At 41.2% G+C, this 19,758-nt stretch carries 21 protein-coding genes; 2 read left to right on the top strand and 19 right to left on the bottom strand.

All coding sequences use genetic code 11. The features are described from left to right. Positions 1 to 151 precede the first annotated feature (151 nt). From UF75_RS17290 to UF75_RS17325, 9 genes are all read right to left on the bottom strand, one after another. The gene (locus UF75_RS17290) at positions 152 to 1,111 is read right to left on the bottom strand and encodes a type II secretion system F family protein (protein ID WP_045575828.1); all 960 of its coding nucleotides are present in this window, start codon (positions 1,109 to 1,111) and stop codon (positions 152 to 154) included. 36 nt (positions 1,112 to 1,147) lie between these two features. After that, positions 1,148 to 2,497 (bottom strand): CpaF family protein, encoded by a 1,350-nt coding sequence (locus UF75_RS17295; RefSeq protein WP_045575829.1) that lies wholly within the window; start codon positions 2,495 to 2,497, stop codon positions 1,148 to 1,150. 12 nt (positions 2,498 to 2,509) lie between these two features. Further along, positions 2,510 to 3,748, bottom strand: a complete 1,239-nt coding sequence (locus tag UF75_RS17300) for a response regulator (protein ID WP_045575830.1) — start codon at positions 3,746 to 3,748, stop codon at positions 2,510 to 2,512. A gap of 12 nt (positions 3,749 to 3,760) precedes the next feature. Then, positions 3,761 to 4,504: a Flp pilus assembly protein CpaB gene (cpaB, locus tag UF75_RS17305; protein ID WP_045575831.1), complete on the bottom strand. Its 744-nt coding sequence runs from the start codon at positions 4,502 to 4,504 to the stop codon at positions 3,761 to 3,763. A 117-nt stretch (positions 4,505 to 4,621) separates the two neighbouring features. After that, positions 4,622 to 5,734 carry a pilus assembly protein TadG-related protein gene (locus UF75_RS17310; RefSeq protein WP_052693394.1) on the bottom strand — a complete coding sequence of 371 codons (1,113 nt, stop codon included), beginning with the start codon at positions 5,732 to 5,734 and terminating at the stop codon, positions 4,622 to 4,624. Between the two features lie 41 nt (positions 5,735 to 5,775). Then, on the bottom strand, positions 5,776 to 6,171 hold the full coding sequence (locus tag UF75_RS17315; RefSeq protein ID WP_045575832.1) for a TadE/TadG family type IV pilus assembly protein: 396 nt from the start codon (positions 6,169 to 6,171) through the stop codon (positions 5,776 to 5,778). A gap of 2 nt (positions 6,172 to 6,173) precedes the next feature. Continuing rightward, entirely contained in the window at positions 6,174 to 6,689 is a 516-nt protein-coding gene (locus UF75_RS17320; protein ID WP_045575833.1) for an A24 family peptidase, read from the bottom strand. Positions 6,690 to 6,803: 114 nt separating this feature from the next. After that, positions 6,804 to 6,974, bottom strand: coding sequence for a Flp family type IVb pilin (locus UF75_RS27375; RefSeq protein ID WP_082075207.1), 171 nt, complete (start codon positions 6,972 to 6,974; stop codon positions 6,804 to 6,806). Between the two features lie 228 nt (positions 6,975 to 7,202). Further along, positions 7,203 to 7,448 (bottom strand): hypothetical protein, encoded by a 246-nt coding sequence (locus UF75_RS17325; RefSeq protein WP_045575834.1) that lies wholly within the window; start codon positions 7,446 to 7,448, stop codon positions 7,203 to 7,205. Between the two features lie 372 nt (positions 7,449 to 7,820). On the opposite strand from UF75_RS17325, the gene UF75_RS17330 reads away from it, so the two are divergent. Beyond that, on the top strand, positions 7,821 to 8,129 hold the full coding sequence (locus tag UF75_RS17330; protein WP_082075208.1) for a zinc-ribbon domain containing protein: 309 nt from the start codon (positions 7,821 to 7,823) through the stop codon (positions 8,127 to 8,129). Positions 8,130 to 8,178: 49 nt separating this feature from the next. On the opposite strand, the gene UF75_RS17335 is transcribed toward UF75_RS17330, so the two are convergent. The 10 genes from UF75_RS17335 to UF75_RS17380 form a co-directional block, all read right to left on the bottom strand. Then, positions 8,179 to 9,036 carry a nitrilase-related carbon-nitrogen hydrolase gene (locus tag UF75_RS17335; protein WP_045575836.1) on the bottom strand — a complete coding sequence of 286 codons (858 nt, stop codon included), beginning with the start codon at positions 9,034 to 9,036 and terminating at the stop codon, positions 8,179 to 8,181. Between the two features lie 39 nt (positions 9,037 to 9,075). After that, on the bottom strand, positions 9,076 to 10,017 hold the full coding sequence (locus UF75_RS17340) for a LysR family transcriptional regulator (RefSeq protein WP_045575837.1): 942 nt from the start codon (positions 10,015 to 10,017) through the stop codon (positions 9,076 to 9,078). Positions 10,018 to 10,401: 384 nt separating this feature from the next. Then, the gene (locus UF75_RS17345; protein WP_045575838.1) at positions 10,402 to 11,904 is read right to left on the bottom strand and encodes a cobyrinate a,c-diamide synthase; all 1,503 of its coding nucleotides are present in this window, start codon (positions 11,902 to 11,904) and stop codon (positions 10,402 to 10,404) included. Positions 11,905 to 12,149: 245 nt separating this feature from the next. Then, on the bottom strand, positions 12,150 to 12,371 hold the full coding sequence (locus UF75_RS17350; protein WP_045575847.1) for a hypothetical protein: 222 nt from the start codon (positions 12,369 to 12,371) through the stop codon (positions 12,150 to 12,152). Positions 12,372 to 12,405: 34 nt separating this feature from the next. After that, a complete protein-coding gene (gene dsrB, locus UF75_RS17355; protein WP_045575839.1) occupies positions 12,406 to 13,464 on the bottom strand; it encodes a dissimilatory-type sulfite reductase subunit beta in 1,059 nt (352 codons plus the stop codon). A 37-nt stretch (positions 13,465 to 13,501) separates the two neighbouring features. Next, entirely contained in the window at positions 13,502 to 14,725 is a 1,224-nt protein-coding gene (gene dsrA, locus UF75_RS17360; RefSeq protein WP_045575840.1) for a dissimilatory-type sulfite reductase subunit alpha, read from the bottom strand. Between the two features lie 34 nt (positions 14,726 to 14,759). Beyond that, complete coding sequence (locus UF75_RS17365) at positions 14,760 to 14,948, bottom strand: 4Fe-4S binding protein (protein WP_045575841.1); 189 nt, start codon at positions 14,946 to 14,948, stop codon at positions 14,760 to 14,762. A 201-nt stretch (positions 14,949 to 15,149) separates the two neighbouring features. Beyond that, positions 15,150 to 15,584: a rhodanese-like domain-containing protein gene (locus UF75_RS17370; protein WP_045575842.1), complete on the bottom strand. Its 435-nt coding sequence runs from the start codon at positions 15,582 to 15,584 to the stop codon at positions 15,150 to 15,152. A gap of 43 nt (positions 15,585 to 15,627) precedes the next feature. Next, positions 15,628 to 17,241 (bottom strand): (Fe-S)-binding protein, encoded by a 1,614-nt coding sequence (locus UF75_RS17375; RefSeq protein WP_045575843.1) that lies wholly within the window; start codon positions 17,239 to 17,241, stop codon positions 15,628 to 15,630. A gap of 55 nt (positions 17,242 to 17,296) precedes the next feature. Next, the gene (locus UF75_RS17380; RefSeq protein WP_045575844.1) at positions 17,297 to 18,184 is read right to left on the bottom strand and encodes a respiratory nitrate reductase subunit gamma; all 888 of its coding nucleotides are present in this window, start codon (positions 18,182 to 18,184) and stop codon (positions 17,297 to 17,299) included. Positions 18,185 to 18,897: 713 nt separating this feature from the next. Here UF75_RS17380 and UF75_RS17390 point away from each other — a divergent pair. Next, positions 18,898 to 19,650, top strand: coding sequence for a hypothetical protein (locus UF75_RS17390; protein ID WP_045575845.1), 753 nt, complete (start codon positions 18,898 to 18,900; stop codon positions 19,648 to 19,650). Positions 19,651 to 19,758: the final 108 nt, after the last annotated feature.

The raw sequence follows: 19,758 nt of genomic DNA on the forward strand, positions 1-19,758 counted from the left end.
AAGGCCCTTGAAATTCTTTCCTGTGGTTTAGCTTGTTGTTTGGAAAAAATAGCGATTAGGGTAAACCAGACGGTGCCAAAAACGCTTAGTAATGCTACAGATAATGGCAAGACGGTCTCTCCTTTCGTTTTAGGATTATCCCCCGAAAACACTATACCTCAATTGAAATAATTTTCCGAATAATTAAGAAACCAATAAATTGGGATGTAAGCCCTCCAGCCAACATCGCCCAACCAATTTGATGAGTAAATAATACTCCCAGATAATTTGGATTAATCATACTTATTGCGGCCGCGATACCAAACGGAAGTGCTGCAATAATATATCCCGACATCCTGCCTTGGGCAGTCAGCGTCTTAATTTCTTGTTGGATTCGCAATCGGTCCTGAATGGTTGCATGAATATTGATTAGTATCTCTGCAAGGTTTCCCCCCACTTGGCGTTGTATTATCATTGCTGTCACGAGAAGGTCTAAGACATCACTTCCGACTCGTTCAGATAAATGATCCAAAGCAGTTTCTGTTGCTGTACCATACTGCATTTCGCGCAGGGTAATCTGAAATTCCTCTGATATAGGATTAGGCATTTCCTGGCTGACCATTTCCATAGCTTGTAAAAGGCTAAAACCAGAACGCATTGAATTTGCTAAGATCAGCAGTGCATCTGCCAGTTGATTATTGAATCTATTGCGCTTTTTTTTCTTGGCAGAGCTAAGCCAAAGCCGAGGAAGTCCTCCTCCTAAGATTGCCAAGGTAACCCCTAGGAGAATCTTTTGAGACAATATGAACCCAATTAGGAGAAAAAGTATGCTTAATAATCCTTGAAGAACTAAAAACTCTCCACCTTTAAGGGGTATGTCTCCACGAATCAGTTCACGGTCAAGCCCTGCACTCCAACGGTGGGGAGCAAAGCGGCCTAAAACTACTAGTAATTGTTTGATTCCTCTTTTACTAGTACTCATCTGAACTGGGACTCGTATTGCAGTAAACCTCTGGAGTTTAGCTTCAAGCGTCTCTTCTTGACGGGCAAAGGCCAGGACTCCCAGGTAGATGGTAAAGAATGTTGAAAACACTGAAATGAGAATGACAGTTTGAGTTGTACCTTTAACCATCCTTCTCCTCCTTTCTAATTTTCAATCCGACTATCCTCAATTAAAGAATAGATCGTCTGGTAGAAGTTGACCGGCAGCGATCAGTTTATCGATGAAATGAGGACGAATCCCAGTCGATCGGTAATAACCTAAAACCTTACCCTGTTTGTCCACACCCGTTTGCTCAAATCGAAAAATATCTTGAAGAACAATTGTATCTCCTTCCATACCCAAAACTTCAGTGATATGAGTTATCTTTCGACTACCATCGCGCAAGCGGCTTTGCTGAACAATAACATCAAGAGCGCTGGAGATTTGTTCGCGAATCGCCCGGACGGGTAAATCCATTCCTGCCATTAAAACCATAGTTTCTAAACGTGAGAGCATATCACGAGGAGTATTAGCATGCCCAGTCGTCAGTGAACCATCGTGACCCGTATTCATCGCTTGCAGCATATCTAGGGCTTCCCCACTTCGAACTTCACCCACAATGATTCGTTCTGGTCTCATTCGCAAAGCATTGCGCACAAGATCCCTAATCATCACTGCGCCTTTACCCTCTATGTTTGCCGGTCGAGTCTCCAATGTTACTACGTGAGTTTGACGGAGCTGTAGTTCCGCGGCATCTTCAATGGTAATAATCCGTTCATCTTCTGGAATAAAAGCAGAAATTACGCCTAAAGTAGTAGTTTTTCCTGATCCAGTTCCCCCTGAGACAATAATATTTAAACGTGCTTTGACACAAGCATCTATGAATTCTGCCATCTTTGTTGTCAACGTCCCGAAGCCGACAAGGTCATCTACTTTAAATGGAACTTCAGAAAACTTTCGAATAGTAAGAGTGGGTCCATTCAAGGCCAGAGGGGGAATGATGGCATTAACCCGAGAACCATCTGGTAATCGAGCATCCACCATCGGCTGACTTTCGTCGATGCGTCGTCCTAAAGGAGCTACAATCTTTTCTATGATGTGTAAAACATGAGCATCATCATAAAATGTTACCCCTACCAGTTCGAGTTTTCCTTTTCGTTCAATATAGACCTGATGAGGCCCATTGACCATAATTTCATTGATCGAAGGGTCATGAAGAAGGGATTCAATCGGTCCGAAACCTAAAATTTCATCTGCCACTGATTGCACTAAACGGTGACGCTCCACCCGTGGAAGAGTTATACCTAGATTATCCGCTTGTAAATCGAGGGTAGCTTCAACAATTGGATGCAACGTTTCAGTGGTTAGGTCGTGGTTGTTACTCTTATCTAAAGCTTGGATAACTTCGCGATGAACAGTCTCTTTAAACTCACGCCACGGGTCAATTGGGGGAATCGAACGCCCTCCTCTTGAATCGTTGATAGGTTCATCCTTCAACTGAACCTTCTCTTTTTCTAAACGCTTAAGTAAAGACATTTCTCATCCCTCCTAAAAGCCAAACACTCGACGGAATTCTCTTAACGAGCTTAAGCTTCGACGTTCTTTTCCCTCGAGCGAATTTTTCCTGACGTCCTCCGAGTTAGTAAGCACTTCCGCCATCTTGCGGATCCCTTCGGCTGCGAAACTCATTGGGTAAGAGGTCACAAAGGGCATACCGCGGTTAAGCGCGGCAACAAGAGCTCGACCATCACTTGGAATCTCATAGCATATTTTAGAGTTAAGGCTCTTTTCCACATCCCGGGTATCCATACCCATCTCTTTACTGGCACGGTTAAGAACTACACGTACTTTCTGAGTGTGATGAAGACCCTCAATGACCTCTAAACTAAGTTTAGCGTTTTTAAGGGTCGGCACATCCATTGCTACGACCAACCATATTTGAGTAGCCACATCGAAGCTTACCAGACTAACATCCTCAAATCGGCTGACATTGTCGCAAATGATATAATCGAAGTGAGATTTTACTTCATTGAGAATTTGTTCAACCTGCTCAGCTGTAACCAGTTCAGCGTATTCTGGGCGAGTAGGAGCCGCTAAGACTTGAAGACCCGAAGTGTGAGTCAAAAAGTACGACTGGATCTCCGAAAACTTGATCGGACCAGATTGGGTTAGATCTGCGATAGTACGTTTAGGCGCTAAATTTAAGAATACAGCAACATCTCCAAATTGGAGATTTAGATCCACTAAGAGGACCCGCGACTTTCCAGAACTTGCTAACTGAACTGCCAAATTAGTGGCTAAAGTAGTTTTTCCAACTCCCCCTTTGGTACTGAAAAATGAAATTATTTGACCGTTTCGTGGTTTAGTTTCGTCGAGCTTCTTGAGTTGTTCTCCAAAGACCTCTTTTTTCCGTTGATCCATCTCGTAAACTTTAGCTATAACATTCGCTAGTTCATTTCCGGTAAAAGGTTTAACGATATATTCTCGGGCTCCAGCCACCATGGCTCGACGTAGATACTCCTGTTCTCCCTGTACCGACATAATAATGACGGAACTTTGTGGAACGCGAAGTGCCATCAGTTCGGTTGTCCTTATGCCATCCATTTCTGGCATATTAATATCCATTAGTATAATGTCTGGCTTCAACTTCTCTGCCATCAGTATGGCCTCGGATCCTGAACCAGCTTCTCCAAGTACCTCTATATCCTCTTCAAACTGGAGAAGCCGTCGAATGCTATCCCTTGTGTCGCTAATATCGTCAACGATTAAAACACTTACACCTTTCAAAATAGGACCTCCTTACTTAAACCGTTCATGATAGTTTGGATCCAAAAACTCCTTTGCAGTTATTGGTGTATCTAGGCGGATTTCAGTGTTTGATGGGTTGCGCAACAATAATCGGAGACTTCCTTTTTCACTTCCAAGGGTAACTGCCATTGCTTGCGGGACACTCAGAGCTAACGTATGTGATTTAGTTTCAGCCTTAGTTTTATCTCCAGGGATTGTTTCCCCCACACTTAGGACTAAAACATCTTGTGCGGCAAGAGAGGTTACTGTCACAGCCTGAGAATCTGTAGCAGAATTCTTTATATCCATTGTTACTAAAACATCGACGTGATCACCGGGTTTTATAGCATATCCGACGCCACTAACTAAACCAATTGGAATGGCAACAGCCCTTTTTCCATTCGGTATCGTGAGAGCAGTTGTACTACCTCCCGAAACTCCACTGCTTGAATTCTGACGTTCTAACATGGTATTAACAAGAATGTCTCCTGGTAAAAGATTTAACAACGAGACAGAGCCCACAACACTTTGAATCGTGGAAAAACCGCCTTGGGGATATCCTTGGGTCGGGACATCTTTGACTTCCAACTGAGCAGTTGAGACAACTGTGCGTGCAGGAATGTTCTCCTTCACAATCACCAAAGGTTTAAGCGTGGAAGTCACATTTTTGGTCGCACCGTTCAAGAAAAAATAGACTGATCCGGCAGCAATCAAACCACAAATTAAGGCCAGGACGAAAAATCCTTTACGTGGCATATATGGTCACCCCTTATTTTACCGAATATAGGTTCAACTAACTAACTAACTAACTAACTAACTAACTAACTAACTAATAGTAAATAAAGTTACAATAGCTTCGGAATCTCAAGTAACTCAAATAAGTTTTGGTGCATACAAGCCAAAATCGGCGCTCGAGCCCGCATTCTCCATATCTTGTTCCGTTTTCAATAAATCGGATAGACTAGCCGAAGTTTGTTGATTGGAAACTAAGGTCCGTATAAACCAACCGGTCACGATGGATTCGTTCCCACTTCCGGCAACACCTTCCAGAAAAAAAGCTGCAAACCCTACAATCTGTACTTGATTAATGGAATTACCACCTTGGGAAATGATCCGAACTATGGGGATGTAAATAATTTGTGGGGCGTCCCTATCATAATGATCCAATGTATTGCGTGGAACGTTCGTGTCACGACTTAAGCGTGTGTTAATCGCATCGGCTGTTGGACCACTCATATTCCCATGTTTGACATCTAGAATTTGACCCACATACAGCGTTCCCTGATATCCATTAGCTAAATCTGATTCATACGTATTAGCCCCAGTACCACTAAGTTCTAAAGCACCATACCACCCGGAGGACCCAGACCCCTCCCCAAACTTCTTGACGACATTGTTTTCACTGTCATCCAAGTACCAACTCGTAGTTCCAGAGCCTCCTCCAGATTTAAGGACATACTTCTGTCCAGGGACTAAGTCTTGTTCCTGGATGCTAAGAGGAACAGCTCCAGCTAGTCCTGTCGGTGGAACCATCATGGCCCGAGCAGAAACTGCGATCTGTTCTTCTGTGATCCCCCAAATTCGGGCAAAGTAAGTCGGAACTTGCTGGGTGGCTTGTACTTTGATTTGAACGTTACTGCCTTCAAAGGTCACCGTAACATCAGTTACTCCATTTTGAGAGGCATAAGACTTTGCAGTTTGTTCAGCGAGAGTCGGATTATTCGGAAGCTCCTGCACTCCTGCTAGGGCTGCAGCATCTACTGAATTCTGAAGATGGGCCTTTTCAGCATACAATACCCCAATATCCGCCACAATGGCACATAAGCCAAGCATGGAGGTTAAAGCAAGGGCAACTAAGACGACAACGCTCCCCCGTTCATGCCGATGATTACCAATGTAGCTCTGCTCTTGACTAAAATGAGGTGAGTACCATTTTAATAAAAAGACCCTGCACTTGATCAAGTAAAATCTATATCTTTGAATCATGACCACTCCCCATCTTTACAGAAATGGAACATAATAATTTTCTATTCTAAACGCATATTAATACTTGTACTCACAACGAAGGGATTAGGAATAATATTATTGATGAGCGGAACGATTAACTGAACTGGGTACTCTACATAGACCGTTACCCCTTCACCAGATTGCCGTAGAGCTTGGATTGGCGAAATAGTGATGGTTAGATTATCCGGATTAAGGGTTGTTGCAGCGTTCTTAATAGAATCCTCTATCACGGGGTCTGATTTACCGATCGTAGCCAGCCGTCCCCCTTCCCGAGCGGCATTGCTAATCATAATATAAGCATGACCGATGCGTCCCATCTCAATTACGCCGAACAAAAGCAAGAAAAAGAGTGGCAATACAAGTGCCATCTCAACTAATGCTTGTCCATGCTCTTCTTTCCTGAATTTTCGTATCATGATCAGCCTCCTCCAAGGGGGAATAACAAAGCCATCAACGCGCCTAAGGCAATGGCAATTCCATATGGAAATTTATCTTGTCGTGCGTTACTCATCGGTGAGCCCACACGTTGTGATTTTTGAAGAATTGGGCCAAAAAGAAGTAAGGATTTAATTGAAGTCCACAAAACCTTACGACGGGCGAGTAAAAAAGCTGAGATAACCCCCCCGATCACAGCAGCGTATAGAAAACTAATAACGACAAACGATACACCGCCAAAGGCTCCGATCACCGTGAGAAACTTCACATCCCCCGCACCCATACCGCCCATCAGATAGGGTAGAAGAAGCAACCCAAAACCAATGGCTGCTCCCATGAGACTATGGGTCAATCCTGAAAAACCTTCCTGATATGTACGAAGCAAAAGTGCTACGCAAAAAGCAGGTATCAGTAATTTGTTATAGATTTTATGTTTACGCCAGTCTGTGAAAGCTGCGATGCTTAACGTTATTCCTAGGGCAACCTCATTTAAACCCATTACGGGACCCCCTTTTGAGTTAAGAACCCTACTGCGGGCAGTAGGGTTCTTAGTTTTAATGGGATAAAAGAATCAAAGTATTTCGGACTTTATTAAATTATAATGCTAAACAATTTATACTCCATCAAGTGCAGCAGATATTCTGTCGAAAATTCCAGTAATGCTCCCACTCATTGTCGCGAGAGCTGCAACAATCACGATTGCTACGAGTCCGATAATGAGCCCGTACTCAACCATACCCTGACCTTCTTCATCTCTTATAAGCCTGACTAGCTTTTCTTTCATGAACATACCCTCCTTTTTTCTGGTGATCCAGAGATTATCTTAACCTTATTATAAGGGGAAACTCTTTGAACAAAAATAAGGCAATAGTCACAATCGGAGGAGAATAAGTCCTAGCAGTTAGTCCTATTCCAACAATGACAAAGAAGGCAGAATTTAGGTTCTGCCTTCTTATAATATTCACTTGCCAATTAGCCTTAATAAGGTACCATGATCAGATTCTAAAAAACGCTAATTGAAGTTCTTAAGAGAAGATAAACATTTTTGTGTAAACTCCTGGGCATGGTCGCAATGAACAGCCATGACCTGATCTAAAGAGGTGGTAAGCGGCACAAAGATTGCTACAATTTGATCAAAGTCATAAATCCTTTTCCCGGTTAACTGACAGATTAAAAAACCATTTTGATTAAATAAGGATTCTAATCTCTTCATACCAAATATACGAGCGGGAAGATTCTCTGAGTTGAGATATTCCAATGTCGTCATCCCCTGTCAGAAAGATTCTAAATTCTATTAGATTATTATTATGCTGAAACGTGTTATATTATTATGATCTTTGATGTTTTCTATAGTCAAATAAGCTATTAAGCTTTCATATTTACATTTCTAAAGAGAGGAGCTGACATCAGTATATTAAACTATAAAAACTTCCAAATAAGCTTGTTTTTTGGAAAATTTTGATAAAATTTGTGCAGAACCATTGACTAAGATTTCTTAATTAGCTATAATTAAGATGCTCGAAGTACTTGTGGATTTTACACAAACCTTCTCGATTGCCTCAGGCTGTGGGAAGATTTTCACTGAACTTCCCCATGTCGCGGGTAATAAATTTTGCGGAGGTTTTTGTTAATGTTTAATGACAAAATTCTAAGTTGTAAAGACTGTGGTCGTGAATTTGAATTCACTGCATCTGAACAAGAGTTCTATGCTGAAAAAGGATTTACTAATGAGCCTGGTCGCTGCCCTGAATGCCGTGCTGCACGTAAAGCACAAACTAGAAATAACGGTGGCGGAGGCTATTCACGTCAACCACGTGAAATGTTCCCAGCTATTTGTGCTACTTGCGGAAAAGAAACTACTGTTCCTTTTCAACCTTCAGGTGATAAACCCGTATATTGCAGAGATTGTTATCAACCTCGGGCACGCAACAATTGGTAAACCATTAATCAATAAAAACCTTTCCAACTTAATTGCTGGAAAGGTTTTTTTACTTTTGCAATTCTTTAATATCTAGTTCAAGAAGTTCATGATAAAGTTCCTTACGCCGATCTGCAAGGAAAAAACTATCCCGCATCGAGGAACGTTCCGGACGCCTAATGAGATTAATTCGCTCTGCAGAAAGGGTTGCGGCAAGTATACCCTCTCGGCTCATTTCAGATTGATTTAACTGGTCTCCTTTTGGGCCAATAACCAATGCGCCTCCGCTAAATTCCTTAGATCTTCCGTTACTTCCTACTAAGTTACAAGCTCCTAGATAAACTGAATTATCATAGGCGCGCGCTCCAAGGTAACGTAACCAAATTTCTTTTCGATCCCCTGCGACTATGGGAGAAGCATGAGGGGCAAATAATATTTCCGCACCTTTAAGAGAATAGATAGCAGCTGTTTCAGGAAAATGCCAATCCCAACAGATCCCAACTGCGAAAGTGGTTCCATGTGCGCTAAAAATCGGGAAACAATTCCCTGGACTGAAATAGTCAAGTTCACTTCGTCCTAAATGCACTTTGCGATAGACTGTTGGCTCCTCACCTGGAGATAAAATAACCTGTGAAATATAAGGTTTACTATGACCTGAACCTCGTTCAACCAAACCCACTAGGAGTGTAAGTCCTAAATCACTCGAACATTCACTTAACCGTTTAATCCAAGTACTTTCCAAAGATTCTCCGATTTCTAACCCATCGTGTGGCGAATAACCATTTAACGCACATTCTGGAAAGCATAGCAACGATATTTCCTGTTTTTGGGCAACTTCAGCTAAATGAGCAATAGTCCTAAAGTTCTGTTCAGTCTGTCCCACTACTGACTCCATTTGAACAAGACCTATTTTACAATCCGTTTTCATTAAATTCTTTCCAGTCCTTTTCTACCAAGATCAATAAGTTTACTCGATCTCTTCTAACTCAACATGGTCTCTACTTAAAACATCCGATAGTAATCTGTGATCGTGGAGTAGATTGATTAAAATACGTTCATCTTTGGTCTGGGTTGTTCGTGCATTTGTAAGAATACTAAGAGGTCGATAGATTGGAGCTTCCTGGATCTTTAATGTCTTAAATATCTTTTGGTCTACTTCACGACTAACCGTCAACGATGAAATAATGGTAATGCCTAATCCTGCTGAGACCAGTTGTTTTATGGCCTGCGTACTCCCTAATTCCATTGAAACGTTTAATTGATCAGGATTAAGACCTCTTTCTTTCAAAGCCATTTCCATCACCTTACGAGTTCCCGAGCCATCTTCTCTTGTCACAAGACGTTCATGAGGAAGTTCGGCTAAAGTAATACTTTTTCTGGCTGCCCAAGGATGAAAATTAGGAATTACCACAACTAATTCATCTTCCCAGAAATTTTCAACATTAAGGTCTTTATGCTGAGGAACCGGTCCCTCAATGAGACCAATGTGTATTTTTTTCTCCAAAACATCTTGAGAAATTGATTCAGTATTGGCAATTTTAACTTTAAAGTCTACATCAGGGTGAGTCTTATACAAAAATGCCAAAATATTAGGAAGTATATATTCCCCGATAGTTAGAGTAGCACCTAGGTAAATCAAGCCTCTCTGATCTTTGGCGAGTGCAACTATCTGTTCTTTAGCATTTGCTAAAATGTCCAAGACACTCCGCACGTGTGCATAGAATATTTTACCTTCTTTTGTTAAGGTAACCCCTTTATTAGTACGGTCAAAAAAACGAGCGCCATATTGGTTTTCCAAGTTCTGAATCTGCAAACTAATGCTGGGTTGACTCATGTGGAGCTTTTTAGCCGCTAAAGTAATATTTTTAGTTTCTGCCACCTCTTTAAATACAAGAAGGTGTTGTTCCATGTTGAAGTATCCCCTTCCTAGATCCTCTATAGTTAATATGCTCAACAATAGTATGCGTATTCCAGTTCAGAAGATCAACACAATCCTTATGTTCAATAGTCTGAGAATATGAAGATTATTAACCATATTCTTAAGTCTGAACATCTACTATTATTATAATACCATTGGTAGGAGTTATAAGCCAGATAACTACAACTATATTTCTTAAAAATTAAACTATTATTTTTAAACTATCAGACTTTCTAATCTTTCAAGCATATTTTGGAGCATAGTACTTGGTGAAAGACTATTTCTTTATACAATCGATAACTTTGATAGTACGTAAAAAGCCTCCCGCTGGAAGGCTTTTTACGCTTATAGCTAAAATTACTCTATATTATCCATTTAGATAACTTTAGGATTAATGATCTCATTATATCCACAAAATCCAGTTACCTGGTCAGATTTCATTCTCTTTGTCCTGTGGTAGCTAATTGCTTTCTTTACCATGCCCTCTGCCCACTCAGGGCTTCCTAGTGCGTGAATATGATTATAGGATGCAAAAACATTCTTATAACAAATTCCGTCATTTTGTCCATTGATTCCATGCCCTCGTTTAACATTATACCCAAATTTTACGTCTGGCGGCAAGTTAATAATTCGAGAATTATGAAACTCATGCCCCTTAATTAGGGTGTTTTCGGAAAACCATGACTGATCATTATTTGCTTCCATAATCGTATACCCATGTCCTTGAGGCCTGGCCTCCATTTGGGTATCAAAAGGTAGTAACCCCACCATTTTATAGTTTTGGGAAGATAGTAGGATTGAGCGACCTAAATACATAAGTCCCCCACACTCGGCATAAATTGGCAGTCCCATTTCTCCGGCTCGTCTAATATCGTTACGTAATAGTTTATTTCCTTCGAGCTCAGCTGCAAACACCTCTGGAAATCCCCCACCAATATAGAGCGCATCGATGTCCCAAGGAAGTTGACTGTCTATAAGGGAGTTGATAAGGACCACATCAGCCCCTAAATTTTGTAAAGATTCGAGGTTTTCCGGATAATAAAAACTAAAGGCTGCGTCTTGAATAACCCCAATTTTAGGGGTGATATCTTTGTCTTGAATAGAGTATTTCGTCAAGTTAGGAACGCTTTTTTCAGAAATTCGAGGAAGAATAGGGGCATTCTGAGCTAATTCTTGAATTAATTTTAGGTCGACATGTTCACAAATGACATCCGCAAAGTAATCTAGTAATGATTCAGTTTCATCTATTTCACCACTAGTAACAAGTCCTAGGTGGCGATCAGGAATGCATAAGTTAATATCTTTAGGGATTGCACCTACCACAGGAATTTTACAAAACTCTTCGATGGACGCACGCGCCATCTTTTCATGACGAGGTTTTGCCACTTTATTAAGAACTACACCCACTATTTGAACATCAAGATCAAAATGTTGATAGCCCATCACCATAGCAGCTACACTACGGGTCATACGAGTTGCATCTACGACTAATAAAACAGGAGAACGGGTTACTTTAGCGATTTCAGCCGTAGAACTGCTACCCTTAAGATCTAATCCATCATAAAGTCCCATGGCACCTTCAATAATTGTAATAGATTTATCGATTGCTTGATTAGATATAGACTTGCATAGTTCATAGTTATTCATAAAAAATGAATCTAAGTTTCGACAGGTACACCGAGCTGCAGCAGTATGCCAACTAGCATCAATATAATCTGGGCCTTTTTTAAAGGGTTGAACAGCTAGGCCTTGCCGAGCAAATGCTCTGAGCAAACCCAGGGTAAAGGTTGTTTTTCCACTTCGACCATGTGGTGCTCCAATTACTAAGCGAGGGACATGATTGATACTTAATTCATTTTTATCTGTTAAGGATAACATCGTACCCACACCTTTCTTTGGAGATATTTGGTCAGCCAACTTCGAGAAATAGGAAAGACATCTCAGTCTACTACATAATACTAGTTCCAGAGGGATTGTCAATCATAAAATTGACCACCCTGTGCCCATCTTATAATGCAGACTTTAAAAAAATCTGCATTATAAGAAACTGAACATTTAGGATGGTCTAATGGGAATCTTAATTACTTTAGGCATTTGGGTTTGATCTACTCTAAAAGATTCGATTAGCTTGGAGTTTGAACCTTACCTTTTAAGCAGATGAACGTGGTAGTGATATAGAGATATTCAACGAGGTCTTCTGCAGTAAGTTCCTTAACTGCGTTATCCACATCGCTTTTTGTCGCTCCAATAGCTACTGCGACATCTCTACTCTTAGCTTTTTGTACTTTTCCCAGGTATTCTAATACCTTGGCTTTGACTTCGGGATCTGCTGGTCCTCTTGCCATTTTAAATCCCAACTTTCTAAATTTTTCCTTCAGATTAGTACTTAAATGATGCTGAAGTACGGAATGTCTCTCTGGAGAAGATATAATCATCAATCAACATATCTGAGAACGGTAGCTCAGCCATGCTGAAGAATTTCTCCCAGCCAATCCGCTCAACCCACTCACCCACACGCTCTCCCTTACGAGCATTTGCAATCCAGAGTTCAACGATTTTACGGATTGCTTCAGTCGTTTCAGGCCAACGTGGAGCTGTGTTCGGCAGGAATGGAATAACCATACGTGAGAAAGATGGTGCAGTACGTGCATTGGAGGTTTTACCACCAATAAGAATTGCAATACCATCATTCTTAGGATCATAAATCTCCATTGCTGGGGACATTGTATAGCAGTTACCGCAATACATACATTTATCTTCATTAACGATAACGCTCTTGTTCTTAGGATCTGGACGAATAGCTCCAGTCGGGCAGCTGGCTACGAGACTTGGAATCTCAGTCCCTTTACGAATTACTTCGTGGTTGATACGAGGAGGAGTTCTATGAACACCAACAATCGCAATATCACTACAGTGTGCAGCACCGCACATGTTTAAGCAACAAGCTAAACCCATTTTTAATTTAGCAGGCAGCTTCATGGTATTGAAATACTCGTATAAATCATCCATAACCGCTTTAACGACACCTGAAGCATCAGTAGCCGGTGTATGACAGTGTACCCACCCTTGAGTGTGTACGATATTGCTTATAGAATGTCCAGTTCCACCAACACGTAGTCCTTTAGCTTCTAATTCAGCGAGCAATGGGTTAACTTTACCCTCGTCTGAAACTAAAAATTCAATGTTGTTACGGGTCGTCCAGCGAAGGAATCCATCGCAATATTGATCAGCGATTACGCAAACGTCGCGAATAAAATCAATACTGACTAACCGTGGAGTAGCCACCCGTACACTGTACAGGGCTGCGCCATTTTCGGAAACATGTTTTAATACACCGGGACTAGGAATTTCGTGATATTTCCACTGTCCATAGTTTTCTTGTACAATCGGAGGAAGCATCTTTTTATAATGCGGAGGTCCTTGATCTAAAACTGCCATCATTATCCACCTCTCGTTAGCTACTTATTTTTTAAAATTAGAGTTTCGATCCATCAAGTGCTGTTCCAGATCTGTCAAGATCATCTTGATTCCAGAACACATATGGGTTAGCACGTGGTCGGAAGACCATTTGCGGTACAGGAGGAACATCGATTCCCTGGAGGAATTTAGTCATTCCTAAGCGATAAATAGTTTCACCGATACGCTCGCGGGATTTACCGTTTTCATCCCACCATTCCCAAATGCGACGCATGAGATCTTTAAATGGCTCGAAATCATCTTCGGTTTCCATTTTCATGAAAGGTACAATTACCCATGACATGAAAGCAGACTGAACGATCGTCGATTTACCACCGATTAAAATGGTAGCACCTTTTTCTTTGCCTGCACGAATAGCTTTAGGCATCATATTTATACAATGCATACAACGTGTGCAATCTTCGCCGACTACGCTGAGTTCTTGAGTCGATGCATTGAACGTGAGACAGCGAGTTGGGCATTTGTCACAGACCATTTCTTGAATATCAAATTTCTTAGCGACATACTCTTTTACAGCGTCTTGGTCAATTCTTAAAGTATCGCGCCAAGTACCAATTACTGAGCAGTCAGAACGAGCAATTGAAGAAGTACAGTCGTTAGCACAACCGGAGAACTTAATTTTGCTCTTATATGGCCACATAGGACGATGAAGCTCATCCATGAATTCGTTCGTAATATTATAGCATGCTTCTAGGGTATCATAGCAAGCATGTTCACAACGTCCTGGTCCAACACAGCAGTTTGGAGTTCTTAGGCAGGATCCTGAACCACCGAGGTCGAATCCAGCTTCACTAAACTCGTCGAAAATAGGTTGAATATGCTCTGTTTTGCACCCTAAGAGAATTATATCTCCTGTAGAGCCATGCATATTTGTCAAACCGCTACCATGTTTCTCCCAAATATCACAGATAGTACGTAATGCTTTAGTGTTGTAGAACCATCCCGATGGTTGAAGTAAACGGATCGTATGGAACTCAGCAACATTTGGGTAAGTTTGAGGCTCATCGACATAACGACCAATTACTCCGCCGCCGTAACCTCTAACTCCAACAATCCCACCGTGTTTCCAATGTCCTCTGCGCTCATTATAAGATCTTTCCAAGACTTGGAGCAACTCGCCTGCAGCTTCACTTTTAACCGCAGCGCGCTTAATTTCCGTCACAAAACTGGGCCATTTACCTTTTTCCAGTTCGTCCAGTAGTGGCGTTTTCTTTTCTGTCATGGCACACCCTCCGTCTTCAAGTTTATGGGGTTTCTTACATTTCGGCAATGCTGATAGCACCAGTTGGACAAACTGATGTACAGCTTTCACAACCCATGCACTCTGACTCGTCTCCAATTACGTGAGCCTTGTCCTCGCTAAATCCAAGCAGGTGAGCTGGGCATCCCTCAGTGCAAGAGTCACATCCTGAGCACAGATCCTCATCGATAGATACAATAAACACAAATTACACCTCCTTAAATTCATAAAGACAATCTAGAGAGAACAATTCAACTATAGAGTGCTGGTTGTTGGGGAAAAATTTCACTTGTGTAATTTAACACTAGTCCATGTACATAATTTAACACCTTGAGTTCTATTCGTACAATATATAATACAGATTGTACTATATGGAAAACTAATTATGGTTTTCACTTCTCTATTCTTAATCAAAATAGGCATTAATAACCGAGATCCCTCCCTGAAGAAAAGCCACTTGGTGGACTTCTTTTCCGAGAAGCATACGCGCTGCTTCGTATCCTCTGATCCCTAAACCACATACCGTAACGATTAAAGCATCTGTTGGTAGCTCCTGCCAACGCCCCCGTAATTCTCCTAAGGCAATCACCTTTGTATCTTGAAAAGGTAGCGGGCTAGCAGCGACTTCTTCAGGTTCACGGACATCAAGTATACATAACTTCTCTCCCGCTTCTAAACGCCTTATAACTGCTTCTGTCGTGATTCCTTGTGCTAACCCCTCACGAATGTTTTCCAAGGTTGTAGCAGCGTTAATGAGTACGTCAATGGCTGTAGCAAAGGGCGGTGCATATAGTTGGAATAAGGACCATTTCAGCGAGTCTGAAATGGTCCTTATTGGCATATTGGCGATGTAATCCTCTCGATATTAAGTTTCAGTGAACGAGTTATTCGAGAAATTCGAGGAAAGGCTTTTTCATACTAACTAGCGCATTGACCATTAGTTCTACCAAACCACCATACTGAACGTTAAATTTCTCAGTTACCTCGTAATGTTCTAGAATAGCCCGCATTGCTCCTTTACAGTTAGAACAAGGAGCACAAATATATTTTGGAATGGAAGCGTCTTCTATGGTATCTTGGAAAGCCCCTAGGATTTGGTTGAATTTCATCCGAGAAGCCACTTGATCTCTGAATTGAGGGAAGTTTTGGGAATTCATAATTGCAAAACCGCTTCCCCCACCACAACAGTAGTTGTCCACTCCGTGTGGAGTCATTTCCCTAAATTGAGGACATATAGCTTTTAAGACATTTCGTTGAGGCTCAACGATCCCTAATTGTCTCACCACGTTACAAGGATCGTGAAGTGTCACAGGGAAATTGTTTTTACTGGGATCGAGTATTAATCGTTTGCTCTTAACCATATCCCACAGAAGAGGTAGACAACTCTCCACAGGGATCTTAGCATCTCCATACGCCATGCGATCCCCTACAACCATAGAGGCCTTATGGGCATGTCCACACTCCGCAACGACTATTCGGTTAACTCCAAAATCTTTGGCTACTTTCATCTGCATCAAAGCAATTTGTTTAGCCTGATAATCATCATACCATAGACCATAATTGACACTATCATATCCCATGATCTCACTGCTAAGTGTCCAATTTAAACCTGCAGCATCAAAGAGAATGGCAAAAGCAACTGGGTTTTCGGGCCAAGCCATAAACTCTCCTGCATTATGCAAGACAAGTATGTCTGCACCTTTCTTATCAACCGGGAATTTTAGCTTTATGCCAAATTTCTCTTCAGTATCTTCTTCTAAAAACTCTAGGGTATCTAAAAAAGCTGGTTTGCTCAGTCCGGTCGAAGAACCCGTTTTAATCTGCAGCATCGTCCCTTTTGTATGCAAAGGAGTAGGTGCAATGCCCATCTCTTGACTGAATATCTTGCGAATTTCTTTAGTGAGAATGGCATTATCTAAACCCAATGGACAGGTCTGAGCACAGCGTCTGCAAAGATTACAGCGATAAGCTAGTTCACCTAGGCGAGCAATTGTTTCCCAATTCACATCAATATCCGCTCCAACAAAGCCACCTAGCAATTTCCCGCTTGGGGTAAAATACTTCTTCATAATTTTCCTGAGAACCTCAGAACGGTAAATTGGACGGTACAACTCGTTATCCCCTGTGGCCTTATAAATATGGCAAGCTTCCGAGCACGTATTGCATTTCGCGCAATATTCAAAGGTCAATAAGAGGGGCTCAAGTACTCCATTATTGGCATCAGAAAAAATTTTTTCTAAGCCACTAAGGAACTTCCGTACAAACTCATCTTCCTCCTCCTTAGATTTAGGACGAACTAAAGTATCAATACCAACGTAACCATCTAACGAGGTACAATATTTCTCTTTCCAGGCAGGCTTAGGGTCTGTTAAGGGTGGTTCCATTCCCGGTTTATCATACGGCGCCAATAATGGCATAAACTGATCGAGTTCTAGTTTAATCAGTTGCTCGTCAGAACGTCCCATATCCTTGGGACGTAAATCTTTTTGATTTATCATACTTAGATCTCCTTTTTCTATTAAGTTAACCCTAAGAATTGGAAGATTATAGTGATTACTTAGGTACGCTTGGGGGCTTGATATGAGGAGCGGACCATGAGGTAGTTGGACGGAACGTGGAAGCTTTTTTAACCTTTTGCTCAACCGCACTCCCTTTTACGTTTGGACTATTATCCCATAGAACCGTATGGAAGGTGAAATACTTTCCAACATAATGACTCATCTTACTGGTAGGAATATAAATTAACATAATTCCAACTAAAATAATGTGTAACGTAACCAGACCACTGGCTGCAAAGGGTGTAAACGTGACAAGGTTCGCGGTCACGACTCTGGCATTATGAAACGTTAAATCACTGCCCCATGTGAGGACCCCAGTAAAAAGAGCCGCAAAAAGGAGTAAAAGATTAAAGTACTCTTGTGGAGTTGTATATTTTTTCAAAGTTTTATCAAACAACCTGCGAAGAAACAAAAAGCCGGAACCCAAAGTTGCAAGTGCAAGTCCAATAATACCTGTTGCAACCGATAAATAGAAAATCAACAGTCCCCAAATACTTAGACTGTTTGCTGCTACAAGAATCCCATTGAGTTCAGACACTGCTCCCATGACCAATAAGATGGTCCAAGCCATAATAAAATAAATCCCTAAGTGTAGAGCGTAAGAAATCCACCAAAAAGGTCGTTGATTTTCAAACAACGTTTTTATAAAAAATATCTCTTTCACCATTTCAGATATTTCCCTCACATGAGAAACTTCGTGAGGCTTACTCCACCACGCTACTTCCTCGTAAAAAGAACCTCCGTGCTCAAACCCCTTTTCTTTAGGTACAGGATAGAGCTCCATTCTCCCATGTAAGGGCATTTTTGCAAATTCATAAGCTTTGTAAACAGATATTCCGACAAAAAGGAGTATGGATAAGTACGCGATTAAACTTAGAAACATAAACCCTCAACCTCCCTACACTTGTTATTATTTTAACAATATAAGTCTAAGTGAGTTTTTGATGCTTGTAAAATTATCATTTCTCATAATACCATCGCAGAAGTTGATGGCAATTATTGTCTTGATTATGAATATTTAGTAAATTGTTAACTTTAAAAACTATAGTTCTGTAAACTATGAAAAGAGCACCTCCGAAGGATATCCTTACAGAAATGCTCCTCATTTTTAAACTTAGATCTAGAAAATCACGCCAAGGGCAATAAGAATTAGAATTGCAATGGCAATTATACCCACACCAACGTAACTACCTAATCCACAACCGACACCGTATCCGTACATGAACCTTCCCTCCTTTCAAAGTTTACAGAGTCAAGATCATAATTTTAAACTAAAATACAATACCCATTGCTATAAGAAGAAGAATGATAACCACTACAACCGCGATCCCTGATAGCAAGTTTGGTCCACACGCTCCATCGACTACTCCACCAAAGGCCATATTAACTCCTCCGTTCCATACAATTTATTCCATTTCCTGATGCATTATATGTTAGTAACTAAGCTTAAAGTTACATATTTTGGTAATTAATCTTCGATACTTTGTTTCGTAGTTTTAAATCATTCGTTCATTTTCTTGATTGACTTTTACTTTAAACTCTTTTTGTATATTATAAGGTTAAGCTCATGAAACATATATATTTAGGAGGAATAAAATGAAAGCCTTGATTACGTTGACCTCAAGTGAATCCAAACGGCTTATCGCTAAAGGAGTAACGGCTCTGCCCACTGTTCAAAATGCGAAAGAAAAACACACGATCATCGTGGCCGGTGGAACTACGAATGCGTTTGTTGCGGAAGAATTATTAGGACTTAAGATTGAAGATAAAACTGGGTATACCATGGGTATTGTGACTAAAGGTGAGCTAGGAATTAGCCTTTCCACTCAAAAAACATCCCCTTATGTTATCGTCAACGGTCAGGCTCTTGCGGTTTCTTGGAAAGAACACTTACCTAAGTTGAAGTCGGGAGATATTTTTATCAAAGGTGGAAGTGCTATTGACCATACTGGTTTAGCTGCTGTAATGGTTTCTGATTCAATGGGGGGAACGATAGGGGCAGCCCAAGGAATCCTTTATGCTCGAGGAATTGAATTAATTGTACCAATTGGGCTGGAAAAAATGGTTCCCGATGTCCGAGTTGCTGTAGAGTTTATGACTAAATCCCCTTTAGATGTAGCGTTTGGTCATAAAGTCGGACTTATCCCGATGTTAGGTGCAACCGTGATCACTGAATTAACGGCCTTAGAAGTCTTATATGATGTAGAAGCCCGTTGTATTGCAGCTGGTGGAGTAGACGGTTCAGAAGGCTCAGTGACAATCGCCATTGAAGGACTCGATGAAGAGGTTCAACGTGCTATCAGAGACATTAGATCCTTTAAAGGAGAGCCCCCGGTTCGTGTTCTGTAACGACAGCTCATCGACTCTAATTAGCGAGGTTTTAGCCTCTAAACATTGTCCAAGATAATTACCCTAAAATAGCAAGAAAAAGTCTAATGCAGATCGACGGCATTAGAC

The organism is Desulfosporosinus sp. I2 (genome assembly GCF_000960765.1).
Lineage (GTDB): Bacteria > Bacillota > Desulfitobacteriia > Desulfitobacteriales > Desulfitobacteriaceae > Desulfosporosinus.